The organism is Ochrobactrum sp. XJ1 (assembly GCF_024701725.1).
GTDB classification, from domain to species: Bacteria; Pseudomonadota; Alphaproteobacteria; order Rhizobiales; family Rhizobiaceae; genus Brucella; species Brucella anthropi.
On sequence record NZ_VDGD01000004.1, the window covers coordinates 152,029 to 170,319 of the forward strand.

An 18,291-nucleotide genomic window follows, 5' to 3' on the forward strand; every position below is an offset into this window, starting at 1 on the left:
GTCTTGATTATCGTTTGACGGCACTATTCCGCGCTACACGTATAAAATCAATGGAGCCGGCCACTTCCTCCAAGCAGCCAGCTCCACCCCCTCTCCCTCCAGAGAAGTCAGGTCTGTTTTAGCACCACAGTTGCAAACTCGTCAGGCCGTGGCGAAAAGAGTGATTTTCGAGCAACGGAGCGGAGCGTACTTAAGGGTACGTGAGCACCGGAGCGCAAAAAATTGCTCTTTGCAGTCCGGCATCACGAGGAATGCAGCTGTAGTGTCAGGCGACGTCGTGGTTCGCCATTCTCTCCAGAGCACGCACCAGACCCGAATGGTCGAGACCATCATCGCCATGCGCCGCGCAGGAATTGAACAGTTCCTGTGCCGTGGCAGTGTTCGGCAGCGAAACACCGAGCGCCTTTGCGCCTTGCAGCGCAAGGTTCAAGTCCTTCTGGTGCAGCGAAATGCGGAAGCCCGGATCGAAAGTACGCTTGATCATGCGTTCGCCATGCACTTCGAGAATGCGGGACGATGCAAAGCCACCCATCAGAGCTTCGCGCACCTTTGCCGGGTCTGCGCCTGCCTTGGAAGCGAAAACCAATGCTTCGGCGACAGCCTCGATATTGAGTGCGACGATGATCTGGTTTGCAACCTTGGTGGTCTGGCCATCACCGCAATCGCCGACGAGCGTGATGTTCTTGCCCATGAGCTTCAGGAGCGGCAGAGCGCGGTCGAACGATTCCTGCGAGCCGCCAGCCATGATGGAGAGGCTGGCATTCTTCGCGCCGACCTCACCGCCCGAAACCGGTGCATCGACATATTCGCCACCTGTCGCACGGACCTTCTTCGCAAATTCCTTCGTCTCGATGGGGGAAATCGAGCTCATGTCGATGAGCAACTTGCCTTTGCCAAGGCCACCGATCGCGCCGCCCTCGCCGAAGATAACTTCGGCTACCTGCGGCGTGTCCGGCAACATGAGGATAATGGTGTCGCACTCTTCGGCAACAGCCTTCGGCGTTTCCAGAATTTGCAGACCGTTGTCGATCAGCTCCTGGCGCGGTGGAGGATTGAACCGGGAGGTGAAGAGCTGATGTCCCGCATCCTGCAAATGACGCGCCATCGGCGTGCCCATGATCCCCAGTCCGATGAAGCCTATCTTGGCCATGTCGCTTACTCCCTAATCAAATTTATGCGGTCAGCCGTTCTTTATGCGGTCAGCCGTTCGGCTTCATGGTTCTTGAACCAGCCGAGGCCTTCTTCAGTGGTGGTCTTCGGCTTGTATTCGCAGCCGATCCAGCCCTTGTATCCGGCGTTTTTCAGTGCTTCGAACACGTTCGGATAATTGATCTCACCGGTGCCGGGCTCATTGCGGCCCGGATTGTCGGCGAGCTGAACATGGGCAATCAGCGGCTTGTAACGTTCATACGTTGCAACCAGCTCGCCGCGTGTCCGCTGCTGATGGTAGAGATCGTACTGGATGAACAGGTTGTTGCTGCCCACTTCGTCGATGATCGAGACCGCCTGCTCCACCGTGTTGAGATAGAAGCCCGGAATATCATAGTGGTTGATCGGCTCGATCAGCAGGCGAATGCCATGCTTGCCCAGTTCCTTTGCCGCCAGACGCAGATTGCTGACAAAAGTGGCGCGCAAAACGTCCGGATCGACACCTTGCGGGGCAATGCCGGAAAGGCAGTTGACCTGCGAACAGTTGAGCGTCGTGGCATAATCGATGGCATCGGCCACACCGCGCCGGAAATCATCGACGCGATCCGGCAGAACCGCAATGCCACGCTCGCCGCCAGCCCAATTGCCCGCAGGCAGATTGTGCAGGACCTGCGCCAGATTATGCTTGGTCAGCGCCGCCTTCAGCTCATGCCGGTTGAACTCGTAAGGGAAGAGATATTCCACCCCGGTGAAACCGGCCTTTGCGGCCAGTGCGAAGCGGTCCATGAAAGGCACTTCATTGAAGAGCATTGTGAGATTGGCTGCAAATCTCGGCATTTTCGCCTCCTTGTAATTCTCTATTTGCGCAATTGCGGACAAAACCGGGAATTGCTCTTAATCCAAAAGCGCTGCGATAGCGGTCGGCGCATCTTCGCCACGTTCGGCCAGTTCCTCGAATTCGACAACCTGATCGATGTCGACACCCATGGAAATATTGGTAACGCGTTCCAGGATGAATTCCAGAACCACCGGCACCTGATGCTCCGCCATAAGCGCTTTTGCCTGTTCAAAACTTTCGGCAAACTGGTTGGGGCTGCGAACCCGGATCGCCTTGCAGCCGAGGCCTTCGGCGACAGCTACGTGATCGACGCCATAGCCCTTTTCCGCGTCGCCATTGGCATTGATGTTGTCGAAGGCGAGGCTCACCTCGAAATCCATGTTGAAGCCGCGCTGCGCCTGGCGGATGAGGCCGAGATAGGAATTGTTCACGACCACATGAATGTAGGGCAGCTTGTGCTGTGCGCCGACCGCCAGTTCCTCGATCATGAACTGGAAATCATAGTCGCCGGAAAGCGCAACAATCGGACGGTCAGGATCGGCAGCACGCACGCCGAGCGCTGCTGGCAGCGTCCAGCCGAGCGGACCGGCCTGACCGCAATTGATCCAGTTGCGTGGGCGATAGACATGCAGGAACTGCGCACCCGCAATCTGGCTGAGGCCAATGGTCGTGACATAGCAGGTATCGCGACCGAACGCCTTGTTCATCTCCTCATAAACGCGCTGCGGCTTGAGCGGCGTCTGGTCGAAATGTGTCTTGCGCAGCATGGTGCGCTTGCGTTCGCCACATTCCTTGGCCCAGTCCGACCAGTCGCGCAGCTTGCAGGCAGACTTCCATTCGGTCGCAACGTCCAGCAGCAGCTTCAGCGCCTTGCCTGCGTCGGAAACGATACCGAAGTCCGGTGCAAAGACACGGCCGATCTGCGTCGGCTCAATGTCGATATGGATGAACTTGCGATCTTTCTTATAGGTGTCGACATTACCCGTATGACGGTTTGCCCAGCGGTTGCCGATGCCGATGACGACATCGGAGGCCAGCAGATTGGCATTGCCATAGCGGTGCGAGGTCTGCAGACCGCACATGCCTGCCATCAGGCGATGGTCGTCGGGAATGACGCCCCAGCCCATCAGGGTCGGGATGACCGGAATGCCTGTGATTTCGGCGAACTCAACCAGAAGATCGGACGCATCGGCATTGATGATGCCGCCACCAGCAACGATCAGCGGACGTTCCGCCTCGTTCAGCATGGCGAGCGCCTTTTCCGCCTGCGCCCGCGTAGCAGCAGGCTTGTAGGCTTCCATCGGCTGGTAAGTGTCGATGTCGAATTCGATTTCGGCAAGCTGGACGTCAATCGGCAGGTCGATCAGAACCGGGCCGGGACGGCCCGACTTCATGATGTGAAACGCCTTCTGGAAAACAAAAGGCACCAATGCGGGCTCCATAACCGTGACCGCCCACTTGGTGACAGGGGCTGCGATCTTGGCGATATCGACCGCCTGAAAGTCTTCCTTGTCCAGACGCGCACGTGGCGCCTGACCCGTAATGCAGAGGATCGGGATCGAGTCGGCGGAAGCCGAATAGAGACCCGTGATCATATCCGTTCCGGCGGGGCCGGAGGTGCCGATGCAGACGCCAAGATTGCCATGCTTTGCACGGGTATAGCCCTCGGCCATATGCGAAGCACCTTCGACATGACGCGCCAGTATGTGGCGGATCGAGCCGCGCGCTTTCATCGCCGAATAAAATGGATTGATCGCTGCGCCCGGTACACCGAAAGCACAATTGATCCCTTCTCTTTCCAGCACAAGCACGGCTGCATCGACTGCACGCATTCTGGCCATGACGGCTCCCTCCTCAAGCGGCGTCCGTTCCTGTGGAACGGCTATTGCCGCTTTGTTTCTTTTTCTCACGCATTTCCAGACGCAAACGGCTTACGCACTTTTGCTGGAAATGCTCCGTGGAATTAATCTCCATTTACAAAAGCTAATATCAAAAAATGGAAATGCATACCATTATACGGAAATAAAGATTTTCAACGGAATGGAGATAATCCGCCGATGCCTTTCCGAGTAGCAATGGATGCGATAGTGGTAATTCGTGAGTTTAGAGCGTGGTTCGATCTGATTGAATCAGATCACGCTCTAACTGTTTGTTTTGACGCGCATCTTGTCCGAAAACCGTTTCACACTTTTCGGGATGCGCTCTAAGGCGGGATTCGGAGACGATGATGGAACAGGCAAAGGTAAAGCGGGGCCGCAAGGCGGCGGAAAACGCCGCGCCCTCGTCTGTGCAGGTTCTGGACCGAAGCCTGAAGCTGCTGGCATTAATCGCCGAAAATGACGGTTCGACACTGACCGACCTTGCCGATGAAAGCGGTATGGCGCCCTCCACCGTGCACCGCCTTCTATCGTCGCTGGCAAATCATGGTATGGTTTCCCACGATCTGGAAAGCGGAGACTGGACCATCGGCGTCAAGGCTTTCGAAATCGGCAATGCCTTTCGCCGGTTCCGCAAGCTCGGCATTCTGGCGCGGCCTTATCTCAAGACATTGATGGAAACGAGCGGCGAAACCGCCAATATCGGCGTCGAGGACGGCGGCGATGTCGTGTTCATCTCGCAGATCGAAAGCCATGCGCCGATGCGTGCCTTTTTCCGGCCCGGGCGGCGTGGACCTATCCATGCATCCGGCATTGGCAAGGCCATATTGTCCACCTGGTCGGACAAGGAAATCGCGCACGCTCTTTCGGGGCGCACGCTTGAGCATTTCACGCAGCGCACGCTCGACAGCCTGCCAGCGCTCTTGAAAGACATTCAGGCAACCCGCACCCGTGGCTGGTCGATTGATGATGAAGAACATACGCTCGGCATGTGCTGCATCGCCGCTCCCATCTTCAATGAATATGGCGAGGCGATTGCTGGTATTTCCGTTTCCGGCCCTGCGGTGCGCCTGCCGAAAAAGAGGCTCGAGGAGTTCGGGCCGCTGATCCGCTCCACCGCCGACGAGCTGACCCGTGCCATGGGCGGCAAACGCCCGGAAGAGTTTTAATAAAAAGACCCGCAGCGGATCGCTCCGCCACGGGTCATCCTCCTCCAAGGATTGGAGTAATCAGGCCAGTTCTGCCTTGAGCGGCTTGCCAGCCACATAGGTTTCGACGATGGCGCGGTCATCGCCCAGCGTCTGCAACAGGAACAGTTCCTGCTCCAGCGTCGCGCCAGCCGCCATGCGAAGCCGCATCGGCGATGTGGCTGATGAATCCAGCACCACGATATCGGCTTCCGTGCCCTCGTCGAGCGTACCGATCTTGTCTTCCATCGACAGCGCACGGGCATTGCCCAGCGTCATCATGTAGAATGACTGGAACGGGTTCAGACGCTGTTCGCGCAGCTGCAGGACTTTGTAACCCTCGTCCATAGTGCGCAGCATGGAGAAACTGGTGCCACCACCAACATCGGTCGCCACCGCCATGCGCACGCCCGATGCTTTTAAGCGGTCGCGATCGAAAAGACCCGAGCCGAGGAACATATTTGAAGTCGGGCAGAACACGGCAATCGAACCGGTTTCCGCCATGACGCGCACTTCGCGCGGCTCCAGATGGATCGAATGGCCAAGCAGGGTCTTGTCACCCAATAGACCGTAATGCTCGTATATGCCGAGATAATCCGGTGCATCGGGATAAAGCGACTTGGTGAAAGAGATTTCGTCGTGATTTTCCGAAAGATGCGTCTGGATGTAGCTGCCGGGATGCTCACGAACAAGCGCCTGGCTTGCCTCAAGCTGCTCCGGTGTGGACGTAATGGCAAAGCGCGGGGTGATCACATAATCGAGGCGGCCTTTGCCCTGCCAGCGTGCGATCAGCGCCTTCGTATCGTCATAGCCGGACTTTGCCGTGTCGCAGAGTGCTGGCGGCGCATTGCGATCCATCATGACCTTGCCGCCGAGCATGCGCATGTTGCGATGTTGCGAGGCGCGGAAATAGGCATCGACGCTCTGCGGATGTACCGAGCAGTAAGCAACCGCCGTGGTGGTGCCGTGGCGGATCAGCTCGTCAAGAAAGCGCTCCGCAATGAATTCGGCATGCTGCTCATCGGCAAATTTCTGTTCAGCGACGAACGTATAGGTATTGAGCCACTCCAGCAGATTGGCTGCATAAGAAGCGACCACCTGCGTCTGCGGATAATGGATATGCGTATCGATGAAACCGGGCAGGATCAGGTGCGGGCGATGGTCGGCGACGTTGACGTCGTTGCCTGCCATGCTGCTTACTTCAGCATAGTCCCCGACGTGCTGGATGCGGCCATCTTCGACAAGAACAGCGCCGTCTTCGATATAGCGGTAAGCGGCATTGTCATCGAGGCTCTGCGGTTCGTCACGAAAGGTCAGCACGCGGCCGCGGATAAGAAACTTGGTCATTTTAGTTGTGGTCCTTATTTCGTGCCTTGCGTGGCGGACTGGTACCAGGAGGCAAGAAGCTGGCGCTCTTCCTCGCTCACGCCGGTGACATTGGCGGGCGGCATGGCATGGGATCGACCTGCCTGCAAATAGATTTCACGCGCATGCGCGGCAATATCCCGGTCGGTATCCAGCACGACGCCCTTCGGTGGCGCAATGATGCCTTCCCAGCCCGGCTCCTTGGCGTGGCACATGGCGCAGCGCCCCAGAACGGTATCCCGCACTTTTTCAAAGTGCGGGTCCGAGATGAAAGACTGCTGCAATGCCGAAACCTTCTGTTCTTCCGGCTCACCGGTCAGAACTTTCGGCACTGTCGAGAGCCAGATGATGATGATGAACAGGATCACCGTTACCAGCCAGGTCCAGGTCGGGCTGCCCTTGCGGGCATGCTGTGTGTTGAACCAGTGGCGGATGGTGACGCCCATCAGGAACACCAGCGAGGCGATGATCCAGTTGAACTGCGTCCCGAAAGCCAGCGGATAGTGGTTCGACAGCATCAGGAACAGAACAGGCAGCGTCAGATAGTTGTTATGCGTCGAACGCTGCTTGGCGATCTTGCCGTATTTCGGATCGGGCTTGCGACCTGCGATCAGATCCGCCACCACGATCTTCTGGTTCGGGATGATGATCATGAACACGTTGGCAGACATGATCGTTGCCGTGAAAGCACCGAGATGCAGGAAGGCCGCACGTCCTGTAAACAGGTGCGTATAACCCCAGGCCACCACCACCAGAATACAGTAGAGAATGACCATCAGGAGCGTATCGCTCTTGCCGAGCATCAACTTGCAGATGGTGTTATAGGCGATCCAGCCGAAGGCCAGCGAACCGATCGAGATCGCAATGGCGACCGGTACGGAAACATCGAGCACATTCGGATCGATCAGGTAGAGATCGGCGCCGGCATAGTAGACGATGCAGAGCAGCGTGAAACCCGACAGCCACGTGGCGTAGGATTCCCATTTGAACCAGGTCAGGTGTTCCGGCATTTCGGCGGGCGCAACCAGATATTTCTGGATGTGATAAAAGCCACCGCCATGGACCTGCCATTCCTCGCCATGCGCGCCTACCGGCAAGCCGGGACGCTGGCGCAGACCGAGATCAAGCGCGATGAAGTAGAAAGACGAGCCGATCCACGCAATCGCGGTAATCACATGCAGCCACCGCGCTGCGAAGCCCAGCCAATCCCAGGCTACGGCGAAATCATACATCAGGCACTCCCATTTCTTGACCCATTTTTGAGCCCCATTGTTCGTTGTTGCATTATGTGCCAAAGGAATCAGGTTCAGGGAACGTCACATCACGACCAGCACTTTCAAAAAAATCTAGACAATCGTGGAGGGGACGTATGTCATATCTTGATAATCTGCGCGTTTTTGTGCGCGTTGTCGAATTGGGAAATCTATCTGCAGCGGGTCGCGACCAGCGCGCTTCGCCAGCAGTTGCAAGCAATCGAATCAAAGAGTTGGAGAAGCACCTGGGGGTCAGGCTCTTCAACCGGACGACACGCAAGCTTACGCCGACCGAACACGGTCGCGTATTCTATGACGGTGCGTTGAAAATCCTCGAAGCTGTGGATGAGGCGGAAGCTGCCGTGGCTGAACTGGCGAAAAATCCCAAGGGATCGATTCGCATTACCGCTCCGCTTGGCTTCGGGAGACGGCTGATTGCATCGGGAATTCCGGAGTTTCACGACAAATATCCGGATATCGAAGTACGGCTTCGCCTGTCCGATCATGAAGTCGATATTATGAGCGAAGGCGTCGATGTGGCTTTCAAGCTCGGCGTTCTGGAGAATTCGAACCTGCGTATGCGCGGGATCATGAATTGCGAGCGCGTGATCTGTGCAGCGCCTGCATATCTCGAGAAACATGGGGTTCCGCAGTCTCCTGACGAGTTGCTTGGCGACAAGCATGACTGTCTTCTGCTGCGTTTTCCAGGCTCAAAGGAATATTTCTGGTCCCTGCAAACGGCGGAAGGTCTGCGCAAATTCGAAGTCACCGGGCCATTTGACTCGGATGATGGCGACGTATTGACGCAATGGGCGCTTGGCGGGCGCGGCATCATCAACAAGCCGCTGTTCGAAGTGAAAGAATATATCCGTGACGGACGGCTGGTTCCAATCCTCGAAAGCACACCACCGGCGCCGATCCAGCTTGCTGCGATCTACCCGCACAAGCGCTTTCAGGACCCAAAGGTACGTCTGATCATCGATTTCATGACGGAGCGGTGCCAGCGATTGATCCGCGAGGCTTTGGTGTAGAGCGGCTCAAACCGCTCTATTCCTTTGTTTTTCAAATATTATATCGTGCGAAACCTTCTCGCGCTTTACCGGAAATGCGAAAAGAAAAACCCGCCTGATCAGGCGGGTTGCGATACACGTACGGAAGTCAGCACCGCCGTCAGAACTTCGGCTGCGGCCAATGCCGCAATGACTTCCGGCCTTTTGTCTTTCACAACGGCTCCGCCGACGGGGCAGACAAGATTTTCAAAAAGATTGTCGCTACCAATTTCGCGTTTCAACCAATTTTTGAAAGTAGCTTTTTTGGTCTTCGAGCCGATCATGCCGACATAAACGGCATCGCGTCGCTGCAATGCCTCAGCGACGATCAGAAAATCCAGTGCGTGGTCATGGGTGAGAACGATAAACGTGCTACCCGGCGGGGCGGAACGCACCACCTGTTCGGGCATGGCCGACAGACAGGTTTCGACGCCCGGCACATCGCACGCCATCAGCTCCGCTTCCCGCGTATCCACCAGAATGACCCGGACGGGCGTGAGCGAGAGAGCACTCGCCAGCGCATCACCAACATGGCCCGCGCCGAAGACATAGACATGCGGGCGCGTGGCTATTTCCGCATCGACCTTGCTGACAAGCTCATCGGTGAGCCCACGGCTGACACGCCTGAAGCTCAGGCCTACCCGTCCGCCGCAGCACTGGCCGATTTCGGGCCCCAGTGGCACATTCATGGGTGGAACGTCCTTGGGTGAGTCCCTGCCGCCAAGCAGCACCTTCCGGGCATGGTCGATAGCCATATATTCAAGCTGACCGCCACCGATCGTCCGGAAGATCATATCGCGGGCAACCAGCATCCACGCCCCGGCATCGCGGGGTGCGGAACCTTTCACATCGGTGACTTCAACCAGCACACTATCGGGACGCCGGTTGAGAAAAGCCCGGATATCGTCGCGCGCGCCTGGCATCTCTCTAGCCCTTTTGCTTGCGGAGCCGTTCGATGGCCATCAGCACACGTTCCGGCGTTGCTGGCGCATCAAGACGCGGGCAGACCTTGTGATCCGCCACGGTTGCAATGGCGTCGGCCAGAGCATGCAGCACCGACAACCCAAGCGGCAACGGCGGTTCGCCGACAGCCTTGGAACGATGGATCGTCGGCTCATAAGCCTCCGACCAGTCGGTCAGCGCGACATTGAAGATCTTGGGCCGGTCAGAAGCCAGCGGGATCTTGTAGGTGGATGGCGCATGGGTGCGAAGCCGCCCCTTGTCGTCCCACACAAGCTCCTCTGTCGTCAGCCAGCCCATGCCCTGCACGAAGCCGCCTTCAACCTGACCGATATCGATGGCGCGGTTCAGGGAACGCCCGGTATCATGCAGAATATCGGTGCGCTCCACCACATATTCACCAGTCAGAGTGTCGACGGAAACTTCGGAACAGGCTGCTCCGTAAGCATAGTAATAGAAGGCATGGCCCCGGCCCTTGGCACGGTCCCAGTGGATTTTCGGCGTCTTGTAGTGACCTGCCGCCGACAGCTGCACACGACCGATAAAGGCCTGCTTCACGAGATCGTTGAAGCTGATTTCCTGATTGCCGACGCGAACCCGGTTGGGAAGGAAGACAACCTGATCTTCCGGCACCTGATATTGCCGTGCCGCAAAATGGATGAGACGTTTCTTGATCTGGCGGGCTGCGTCCTGTGCAGCCATGCCGTTGAGATCGGCACCGGAAGAAGCCGCCGTCGGCGCCGTATTTGGCACCTTGGCGGTGGTCGTCGCGGTGATCTTCACCCGGTCGATGTCGATCTGGAATTCCTCGGCCACGACTTGCGCCACTTTCAAATGGAGCCCCTGCCCCATTTCCGTGCCGCCATGGTTCATATGCACCGAGCCGTCATTGTATACATGCACCAGAGCGCCAGCCTGATTGGACTCCGTCTTGGTAAAGGAGATGCCGAATTTCACCGGCGTCAGCGCCATGCCGCGTTTGACATAACGGCTTTTCGCGTTGAACTCGCGGATCGCTTCGCGGCGCTTCGCGTAATCTGAACTTTCCTCAAGTTCCGAAACGATGCGCTGGATAATGCAATCTTCGACCTTCTGATGGTAAGGGGTGACGTTGCGTGTGCCGTCCTTACCCATCTCGTCGTAGAAATTGCGCTTGCGGATTTCGAGCGGGTCCTTGCCGACGGCGAAAGCCACCTCATCGATCACGCGTTCTGCACCAACCATGCCCTGCGGGCCACCGAAGCCGCGAAACGCCGTATTCGACACGGTGTTCGTGTAAAGCGGTGCCGACTGCGCATGAACTGCCGGGAAGAAATAGGCATTGTCGCAGTGAAACAGTGCGCGGTCGCCGACAGGTCCGGAAAGGTCTGCCGAGAACCCGGCATTGAGGGCAAACAGATAATCGATGCCCAGAATATTGCCGTCATCGTCGAAGCCGACTTCATAGTCGATGACGAAGCCATGGCGCTTGCCGGTCGAGGTCATGTCCTCGTCGCGGTCGAGCCTGATCTTCATGGCGCGCTTGTGCTTCTTGGCAGCAATGGCTGCAATGGCCGCCCACTGGTTGGCCTGCGTTTCCTTGCCGCCGAAGCCACCGCCCATGCGGCGCACTTCCACCGTCACGGAATGGCTCGGCACGCCCAGCGCATGGGCAACCAGATGCTGGGTTTCGCTCGGTCCCTGCGTGGAGCAATAGACGGTGACGTCTTCATCCTCGCCGGGGATAGCCAGCGAAACCTGACCCTCAAGATAGAAATGATCCTGCCCACCAAGATACATGCGGTTCTTGATACGGTGCGGCGCAGTATCAATGGCCGCACGTGCATCACCGCGCTTCAACGTCAGCGGCGTGGTGACAAGCCGGTCCTTCAGACCGTCCAGCGCATCGATGGAATAGATACCTGTCGTTTCTTCATATTCGATCTTTGCCAAACGCGCAGCGCGGCGCGCCTGATCGCGGCTTTTCGCGATAACCGCAAAGATCGGCTGACCGTGAAACTCAACCTTGTCGACGGCAAAGATCGGGTCGTCATGCATGCCCGATGGCGAAACATCGTTTTCGCCGGGCACGTCCTTGTAGGTCAACACGTCGATCACGCCGGGAGCGGCGCGCACTGCCGACAAATCAATCGACTTGAATGAACCATGTGCAACGGACGAATAGCCGACCCCGATATGCAACGTGCCTTCGGGCTCCGGTATATCGTCGATGTAGACAGCCGTTCCCGTCACATGCTTGTGCGCGGAATCGTGTTTCTGGTCGGTCGCGACGCCACCCACAATGCGGGCAGCTTTCAATGCATTTGCAGGATGCTTGTTCATGATTGCCTCCTCACGCCGCCGCGATTTCAGCCGCACGCAGCGGCACGTAACTGCCTTCCGTTTCGGCGAAGAAACGCCGCAACAGATTGCGCGCCGCGAGCAGCCGGTAATCCGCTGTCGCGCGCATATCGCTCAAGGGCGTATAGTCTTGTGCATAGGCTTCCAATGCAGCTTCAACCGTAGCCTCGGTCCAGGGCTTGGCCGTCAGTGCGGCTTCCACCGTGCTGGCGCGCTTCGGCGTTGCGGCCATACCGCCATAAGCGATGCGGACCGTTTCCACATTGCCTGCCGCGTCGAGCGTCAGATGGAAAGCGCCGAGCGTCGCCGTAATGTCTTCCTCGTAACGCTTCGACACTTTGTAAATGGCAAAATGGCTGCCTTCTGCCGGAACCGGTACATGCACGGCTTCGACAAACTCGCCGGGCTGGCGATCCTGCTTGCCATAAGCGATGAAGAACTCTTCCAGCGGTATAGTGCGGCGTTCCGCCCCTTTGCGCAGCGTCAGTTTTGCATTGAGCGCGATCAGCGGCGGCGGCGTGTCACCAATCGGCGAACCATTGGCGATATTGCCGCCGATAGTTCCCATATTGCGCACCTGCTCACCGCCAATGCGGTTGATGAGCTGGCCGAGCTGCGGAATGCGCTTGGCAAGAAATCCGAATGCTTCCGTGTAGGTGACACCTGCGCCGATGGTAACGACACCATTTTCCTCACGGACGGAGCGCAGTTCCTCCAGATGACCGATGAAGACGACCGGGGAAATGTCACGCATCATCTTGGTGACCCACAAGCCCACATCGGTAGAACCGGCAACGATGGTCGCCTTCGGCTCTGCCGCCAGGATGGTGGCGAAATCATCGAGATCACCGGGCACAATCAACCGGTCCTTGCCTTCACCCACTTCCACCCGAACGCCATCGCGCATGGCCGTCAGCTGTTCAAGAACATGGGCGCGCTCAGCAGCAAGCGGGTCTTCCATGACCGTACCGTAGTCGGAAATGATGCGGGCAGCGCGCATGATCGCCTCATAGCCCGTGCAGCGGCAAAGATTACCTTGTAATGCCTTTTCGATCTGTGCATCGGCGGGCTTCGGTTCGCGCATCCACAGAGCGTAGAGTGACATGACGAAGCCCGGCGTGCAAAAGCCGCATTGCGAGCCATGAAACTCGATCATTGCCTTCTGCACCGGATGCAGATCGCCATCGGCGCCGCGCAGATGCTCGATCGTCACGACATGGCAGCCATCCAGCGAACCCATGAAGCGGATGCAGGCATTGACGCTTTCGTAAACGAGCTTGCCGTCGGAAATCTTGCCGACCAGCACCGTGCACGCACCGCAATCGCCTTCGCCGCAACCTTCCTTGGTGCCGCGCAGCTTGGCGGACAGCCGCAGATAATCGAGCAACGTTTCGGTCGGGGAAACGCGGTCGAGTTCAACCTTTTCACCGTTCAGAAGAAAGCGGATCGTGTGTCGCACAGACTGGTGCACAGACTGGTTCATGGCGCTTAGCTCCCGCGATAGGTGGAATAGGAAAACGGCGAAACGAGAAGCGGTACATGATAATGCGCTTTTTCATCGGAAATGCCAAAGCGCAGAGGGACGACATCGAGGAACGGTACGACATCATCTGTCTTGCCGAAATATTCGCCGACATGGAACAGAAGCTCGTAGGAACCGGCCCGCAAATTCTCGCCCGCCAGCAGCGGCTCGCTGCAGCGGCCATCGTCGTTGGTGCGAATTTCCCGGATTGGTTCGGCCTGCTGATTCTCGACGCGACGCAATTCGATGCGCAGATTTGCCGCCGGCTTGCCGCTTACCGTGTCGAGGACATGCGTCGTCAACCGGCCATTACCGCTGTTTTCCTGACCCATTTACACTCCTGCAGCTTGCTGATTCTCTCATCAAATAGATTGGAAAATGTTACAAGCTTTTGATTTCCGGTGGTTTATTTGAGCCCAACGTCGCCATCGGCTGTGGGGGCCGCAAACCACACCATGTTCCCAGCATTTAGTATTTCGCGATCCTCCTCATTCTGAAAGATGGTTATCGTTGGATGTCTTTCAAATTTTTGGAGGGGAATAATAGCGATAAATCTTTATTATCATGGATAAAACGAACGAAAACGAGGGAAGACCCGCAATGAAATATCCGCGCAATCTCGTCGGCTATGGACGCAACACGCCAGATCCGCGCTGGCCGGGAGGAGCCAATATCGCAGTTCAATTCGTCGTCAACTATGAGGAAGGCGGCGAATGCAGCATTCTCGACGGTGACGCGGCCTCCGAATGCCTTCTGTCCGAGATTGTCGGCGCGCAGCCCTGGCAGGGCCAGCGCAACCTGAATATGGAATCCATCTACGAATATGGCGCGCGATCCGGCTTCTGGCGCTTGTGGCGCGCCTTCACCCGCCGCAACATGCCAGTCACCGTCTATGGCGTGACACTCGCCATGGCGCGCAATCCCGAAGCCGTTGCCGCCATGAAAGAGGCTGACTGGGAAATCGCCAGCCACGGATTGCGCTGGTGGGAATATAAGGACGTTCCCGAAGAGATCGAACGCGAGCATATCCGCGATGCGGTACGCCTTCATACGGAACTTACCGGCTCGCGACCGCTCGGCATCTATCAGGGCAAGCCTTCCGACAACACGCTGAAACTGGTGATGGAAGAAGGTGGCTTTCTCTATTCCGCCGATTCCTATGCCGACGAGTTGCCTTATTGGGTTGAAGGTCCGAAGGGACCGCACCTGATCGTGCCCTACACACTCGACGCCAATGATATGCGTTTTGCGACGCCGCAGGGTTTCAATTCCGGCGATCAGTTCTACACCTATCTGAAGGACACGTTCGACGTGCTCTATCGCGAAGGCGCGGAAGGCGCACCGAAGATGATGTCCATTGGCCTGCATTGCCGCCTTGTCGGTCGCCCCGGCCGTGTGGCCGCGCTCGAACGGTTCCTCGACTATGTGCAAAGCCATGACAAGGTATGGGTCGCCAAGCGCGTCGACATTGCCCGCCACTGGCACGAAAACTACAAGCCCGTTACCGCCGACGTCGTGCCTTCGAAAGCCAGCAGGGATGCGTTCGTCGCACGTTATGGCAGCATTTTCGAGCATTCGCCATGGATTGCCGAACGCGCATATGATGCGGGTTTCAGCCTGGAGGAAGATACCGCATCCGGTCTTGCTGCCGCGATGACGAAGGCATTCCGCGCCGCCTCGGCAGATGAGCGGCTTGCCGTGTTGAAGGCGCACCCGGATCTTGCTGGCAAGCTCGCACAGGCCAAGCGGCTGACAGCGGAATCGACCGCCGAACAGGCTGGTGCGGGTCTCGATGCGCTGACTGATGCGGAAAAGCAGACATTCACCGAATTGAACGACGCCTATACGGCGAAGTTCGGCTTTCCGTTCATCATCGCCGTGAAGGGACGCAACAAAAAGGAAATCCTCGACGCTTTCCAGCGCCGCGTTTCCAATGACCGCGATACGGAATTTGAAACGGCTTGCGCTCAGGTGGAGCGCATCGCCCTCCTGCGCCTCAAGGATATTCTGCCGGAAGCGCTCTACTGATCCTTGCAGCCCGGAAGGTCGACTTCCGGGCGCATTCATTCCATGATCTCACGACAGGTTTTCCAGAACTCGCCGTGAGTGCCAGCTTCTCACATAAGGAATTCCCCACATGGGCAACGACAAGAACAATCGCAGCTATTATGCACCGACTGGCGGATTGCCGCCGCAGACCCAGCTCCTCACCGATCGCGCCATGTTCACCGAAGCCTATGCGGTGATCCCCAAGGGCACGTTCAGCGATATCGTGACGAGCTTCCTGCCCTTCTGGGACAAGACACGGCTCTGGGTGATTGCCCGCCCCCTCTCCGGCTTCGCCGAGACCTTCTCGCAATACATCATGGAAGTGCAGCCGGGCGGCGGCAGCGACCGTGCCGAACTGGATGAAAGCGCGGAAGGCGTGCTGTTCGTGGTCGAGGGCGAAATCGCCGTCACCGTAGCTGGTAAAACGCACACGCTGACCGAAGGCGGCTACGCTTATCTGCCGCCGAAAAGCGGCTGGACACTTCGCAACAACGGCGCGACGACGGCCCGCTTCCATTGGGTGCGCAAGGCTTATGAATATGTCGACGGTCTCGATGTTCCCGAACCGCTATTCCTCAACGAAAAGGATATCGCGCCCAATCCGATGCCGGACACCAACGGCGCCTGGGCGACGACCCGCTTCGTCGATCCGAATGACCTGCGCCACGACATGCACGTCACCATCGTGACCCTGGAACCCGGCGGCGTCATTCCTTTTGCCGAGACCCACGTCATGGAACACGGCCTCTATGTGTTGGAAGGCAAGGCCGTCTACCGGCTCAATCAGGACTGGGTGGAAGTGGAAGCCGGCGACTTCATGTGGCTGCGCGCCTTCTGCCCGCAGGCCTGTTACGCAGGCGGCCCCGGCAAGTTCCGCTATCTGCTCTACAAGGACGTCAACCGGCATATGAAGTTTTCCCGATAAAGGAGAGCAGTTCATATTCTGCGATGCATTCACGCAACGAAAAGGCCGGATCAATCCGGCCTTTTTCATATGTGCAGAACGATAGGACGGAAACAAAAACGGCGAGCCGAAGCTCGCCGTACCACTCTTCCGACTGGAGATCAGATTTGTAAACAGCGCAGTCCTTCTACGCTATCGAATGGTTCTTTTAAAATAGTACAAGCACACCAGAATGCAAATTACATTTTTGTTATATCAGCACTTGGTTACTTGTTATTTCATTCGAAAATTCAAGAATATTTCTTCAATTAAATATCAAAGTATTAGCAATTTTATTGAACTCATGACCGTCACACCAAGATGAACGGTTCAATATACTTTTGAATGCAGACCGGGAGGCCGATGTCGGCCTCCCGGTTAAGCATTAGAACGAGCGCTGGAAGCGGATCATACCCTGAACGGCATCCTTGCCGTTGAGATAGGACTTGCTGTCGCTCCATTTGGTGTAGGAAACTTCCGGCGTGACCGTGAAGCCCGGAACCATTTCATACGCTACGTTGGCAGTAGCTGCGAAAGTGTTCGTGCCGTCATAAGCAAGCTGCGCATTGAAGACTGCCTTGTCGGTAGCCTTGAATGCTGCGCCGCCCCAGACAGCCCAATCGCCGCCCCAGGTGCCGTAGAAGCTGCTGATCGCACGAACCTGACCGATATCATGGCCATTGCCATCGGTCTGCATGATGTACTGGTCCTTATTGGACTTGTAACCACCCATCGCCCAGACCGAGAAGCGGTCCGTAATGTTCACGTCAGCGCGAACCTTACCGGCCCACTCTTCGTTGCGGGCGTCATAAGCAGCGACGCCTGCGATCTTGCCCCAGCCGCCTTCATACTTCAGGCCACCGACAACGTGCGGCGTGTAGTCCTTGATGACGCCATCATAGCCGTATGCGCTATCCGTATCATCATTGTTGCCCTGTTCGAGCGACAGAATGGCGGAGAAGCCGTTGCCACCGGTGAAGGTGTAGCTGATCAAGCCGGTGCGATAGCCGCCAGCGAGAATCACGTCATCGTTGATGACATCGCCGAGATAGCCCGGGAAGGTAACGAAGGCCGATTCATCGAGACCGACGCGGAGACCGCCAAGCTGGATATAGGCAAAACGCAGCGAACCGGAGGCACCTTCAACACCATTGCCCCAATCATAACGGGTTTCGGCAAAGGTCTTCAGAGTGCCAAGATCGGTTTCCGACGCCGTGGAGAGGCGCAGTGTGAAGCGAGCCTTGTTATCCCAGGAATTGCGGCGCGTATCGACGCTACCGTCACGATCAACGAAACCGCGACCGTAGACATTGTCACCGCCAGCAGCGTCGTAACGGACATAGCCGGATACGCGAAGGCAGGTTTCGGTGCCCGGAATATAGAAATATCCCGCACCATAGGCGTCGCAAACGCGAACATACTCAACAGATTCATGCTCCGGTGCCACAACGGTATCCGCAGCATATGCTCCAGTGGTTGCAACCAGTGCTGCAGCCGAACCGAACAACAAGCTCTTGATCTTCATTTCATTGCCTCCAGAAATTTTTCAGACGAGGCCTGATAGAATGAATTCTACAAATACATCAATTCCAATTTTAAGAACTATATGAAGTTGAAAAGGAACATGTGTCCATTATGACACTAATTATAAACATCTTTACTTTATAACAATAAATAACTCATAAAATATAAATCAAATAAAATTTCAAGTATATTAACACTAGCAATTTCTAACTACAAAACCACTTTCGCCTTAAAT

General features: G+C 56.8%; 14 protein-coding genes. 4 read left to right on the forward strand and 10 right to left on the reverse strand.

Features of this window, described 5'->3' with window-relative positions; genetic code table 11:
- Positions 1-265: 265 nt before the first annotated feature.
- From FG152_RS08435 to gcl, 3 genes are read right to left on the reverse strand one after another with little or no spacing between them, the layout of a single operon-like run.
- Positions 266-1,150, reverse strand: coding sequence for a 2-hydroxy-3-oxopropionate reductase (locus FG152_RS08435; protein WP_029925676.1), 885 nt, complete (start codon positions 1,148-1,150; stop codon positions 266-268).
- Positions 1,151-1,191: 41 nt separating this feature from the next.
- Positions 1,192-1,986 (reverse strand): hydroxypyruvate isomerase, encoded by a 795-nt coding sequence (hyi, locus tag FG152_RS08440; protein WP_010658282.1) that lies wholly within the window; start codon positions 1,984-1,986, stop codon positions 1,192-1,194.
- A gap of 57 nt (positions 1,987-2,043) precedes the next feature.
- Complete coding sequence (gcl, locus tag FG152_RS08445; protein ID WP_498985890.1) at positions 2,044-3,828, reverse strand: glyoxylate carboligase; 1,785 nt, start codon at positions 3,826-3,828, stop codon at positions 2,044-2,046.
- A gap of 386 nt (positions 3,829-4,214) precedes the next feature.
- Between gcl and FG152_RS08450 the strand changes: the two genes are divergently transcribed.
- The gene (locus tag FG152_RS08450; RefSeq protein WP_010658280.1) at positions 4,215-5,033 is read left to right on the forward strand and encodes an IclR family transcriptional regulator; all 819 of its coding nucleotides are present in this window, start codon (positions 4,215-4,217) and stop codon (positions 5,031-5,033) included.
- Positions 5,034-5,093: 60 nt separating this feature from the next.
- Here the strand turns inward: FG152_RS08450 and guaD are convergent, their stop codons facing one another.
- Both guaD and FG152_RS08460 read right to left on the reverse strand, forming a co-directional pair.
- Positions 5,094-6,398, reverse strand: a complete 1,305-nt coding sequence (gene guaD, locus FG152_RS08455) for a guanine deaminase (RefSeq protein WP_498985893.1) — start codon at positions 6,396-6,398, stop codon at positions 5,094-5,096.
- Positions 6,399-6,412: 14 nt separating this feature from the next.
- Entirely contained in the window at positions 6,413-7,648 is a 1,236-nt protein-coding gene (locus tag FG152_RS08460) for a urate hydroxylase PuuD (protein WP_125333732.1), read from the reverse strand.
- Positions 7,649-7,785: 137 nt separating this feature from the next.
- Between FG152_RS08460 and FG152_RS08465 the strand changes: the two genes are divergently transcribed.
- Positions 7,786-8,700 carry a LysR family transcriptional regulator gene (locus FG152_RS08465; RefSeq protein ID WP_010658277.1) on the forward strand — a complete coding sequence of 305 codons (915 nt, stop codon included), beginning with the start codon at positions 7,786-7,788 and terminating at the stop codon, positions 8,698-8,700.
- 98 nt (positions 8,701-8,798) lie between these two features.
- Here FG152_RS08465 and xdhC read toward each other — a convergent pair whose 3' ends face one another.
- From xdhC to uraH, 4 genes are read right to left on the reverse strand one after another with little or no spacing between them, the layout of a single operon-like run.
- On the reverse strand, positions 8,799-9,641 hold the full coding sequence (gene xdhC / locus FG152_RS08470; protein WP_454622676.1) for a xanthine dehydrogenase accessory protein XdhC: 843 nt from the start codon (positions 9,639-9,641) through the stop codon (positions 8,799-8,801).
- Between the two features lie 4 nt (positions 9,642-9,645).
- Entirely contained in the window at positions 9,646-12,000 is a 2,355-nt protein-coding gene (xdhB, locus tag FG152_RS08475; RefSeq protein WP_498985898.1) for a xanthine dehydrogenase molybdopterin binding subunit, read from the reverse strand.
- Between the two features lie 10 nt (positions 12,001-12,010).
- A complete protein-coding gene (gene xdhA / locus FG152_RS08480; protein WP_182505873.1) occupies positions 12,011-13,489 on the reverse strand; it encodes a xanthine dehydrogenase small subunit in 1,479 nt (492 codons plus the stop codon).
- Between the two features lie 17 nt (positions 13,490-13,506).
- On the reverse strand, positions 13,507-13,872 hold the full coding sequence (gene uraH / locus FG152_RS08485) for a hydroxyisourate hydrolase (RefSeq protein WP_010658273.1): 366 nt from the start codon (positions 13,870-13,872) through the stop codon (positions 13,507-13,509).
- A 268-nt stretch (positions 13,873-14,140) separates the two neighbouring features.
- Between uraH and puuE the strand changes: the two genes are divergently transcribed.
- Entirely contained in the window at positions 14,141-15,568 is a 1,428-nt protein-coding gene (puuE, locus tag FG152_RS08490) for an allantoinase PuuE (protein WP_151609736.1), read from the forward strand.
- Positions 15,569-15,677: 109 nt separating this feature from the next.
- Entirely contained in the window at positions 15,678-16,514 is an 837-nt protein-coding gene (locus tag FG152_RS08495; RefSeq protein WP_010658271.1) for a bifunctional allantoicase/(S)-ureidoglycine aminohydrolase, read from the forward strand.
- A gap of 403 nt (positions 16,515-16,917) precedes the next feature.
- Here the strand turns inward: FG152_RS08495 and FG152_RS08500 are convergent, their stop codons facing one another.
- Positions 16,918-18,057: a porin gene (locus FG152_RS08500; RefSeq protein ID WP_498985903.1), complete on the reverse strand. Its 1,140-nt coding sequence runs from the start codon at positions 18,055-18,057 to the stop codon at positions 16,918-16,920.
- Positions 18,058-18,291 lie beyond the last annotated feature (234 nt).

What these genes read in the sequence shown, in the direction of transcription:
- uraH (WP_010658273.1), bottom strand. Translation starts at nt 13,872, where the DNA reads ATGGGTCAGGAAAACAGCGGTAATGGCCGGTTGACGACGCATGTCCTC.
- puuE (WP_151609736.1), top strand. Translation starts at nt 14,141, where the DNA reads ATGAAATATCCGCGCAATCTCGTCGGCTATGGACGCAACACGCCAGAT.
- hyi (WP_010658282.1), bottom strand. Translation starts at nt 1,986, where the DNA reads ATGCCGAGATTTGCAGCCAATCTCACAATGCTCTTCAATGAAGTGCCT.
- gcl (WP_498985890.1), bottom strand. Translation starts at nt 3,828, where the DNA reads ATGGCCAGAATGCGTGCAGTCGATGCAGCCGTGCTTGTGCTGGAAAGA.
- FG152_RS08465 (WP_010658277.1), top strand. Translation starts at nt 7,786, where the DNA reads ATGTCATATCTTGATAATCTGCGCGTTTTTGTGCGCGTTGTCGAATTG.
- xdhB (WP_498985898.1), bottom strand. Translation starts at nt 12,000, where the DNA reads ATGAACAAGCATCCTGCAAATGCATTGAAAGCTGCCCGCATTGTGGGT.
- FG152_RS08500 (WP_498985903.1), bottom strand. Translation starts at nt 18,057, where the DNA reads ATGAAGATCAAGAGCTTGTTGTTCGGTTCGGCTGCAGCACTGGTTGCA.
- FG152_RS08450 (WP_010658280.1), top strand. Translation starts at nt 4,215, where the DNA reads ATGGAACAGGCAAAGGTAAAGCGGGGCCGCAAGGCGGCGGAAAACGCC.
- guaD (WP_498985893.1), bottom strand. Translation starts at nt 6,398, where the DNA reads ATGACCAAGTTTCTTATCCGCGGCCGCGTGCTGACCTTTCGTGACGAA.
- FG152_RS08460 (WP_125333732.1), bottom strand. Translation starts at nt 7,648, where the DNA reads ATGTATGATTTCGCCGTAGCCTGGGATTGGCTGGGCTTCGCAGCGCGG.
- xdhC (WP_454622676.1), bottom strand. Translation starts at nt 9,641, where the DNA reads ATGCCAGGCGCGCGCGACGATATCCGGGCTTTTCTCAACCGGCGTCCC.
- FG152_RS08435 (WP_029925676.1), bottom strand. Translation starts at nt 1,150, where the DNA reads ATGGCCAAGATAGGCTTCATCGGACTGGGGATCATGGGCACGCCGATG.
- FG152_RS08495 (WP_010658271.1), top strand. Translation starts at nt 15,678, where the DNA reads ATGGGCAACGACAAGAACAATCGCAGCTATTATGCACCGACTGGCGGA.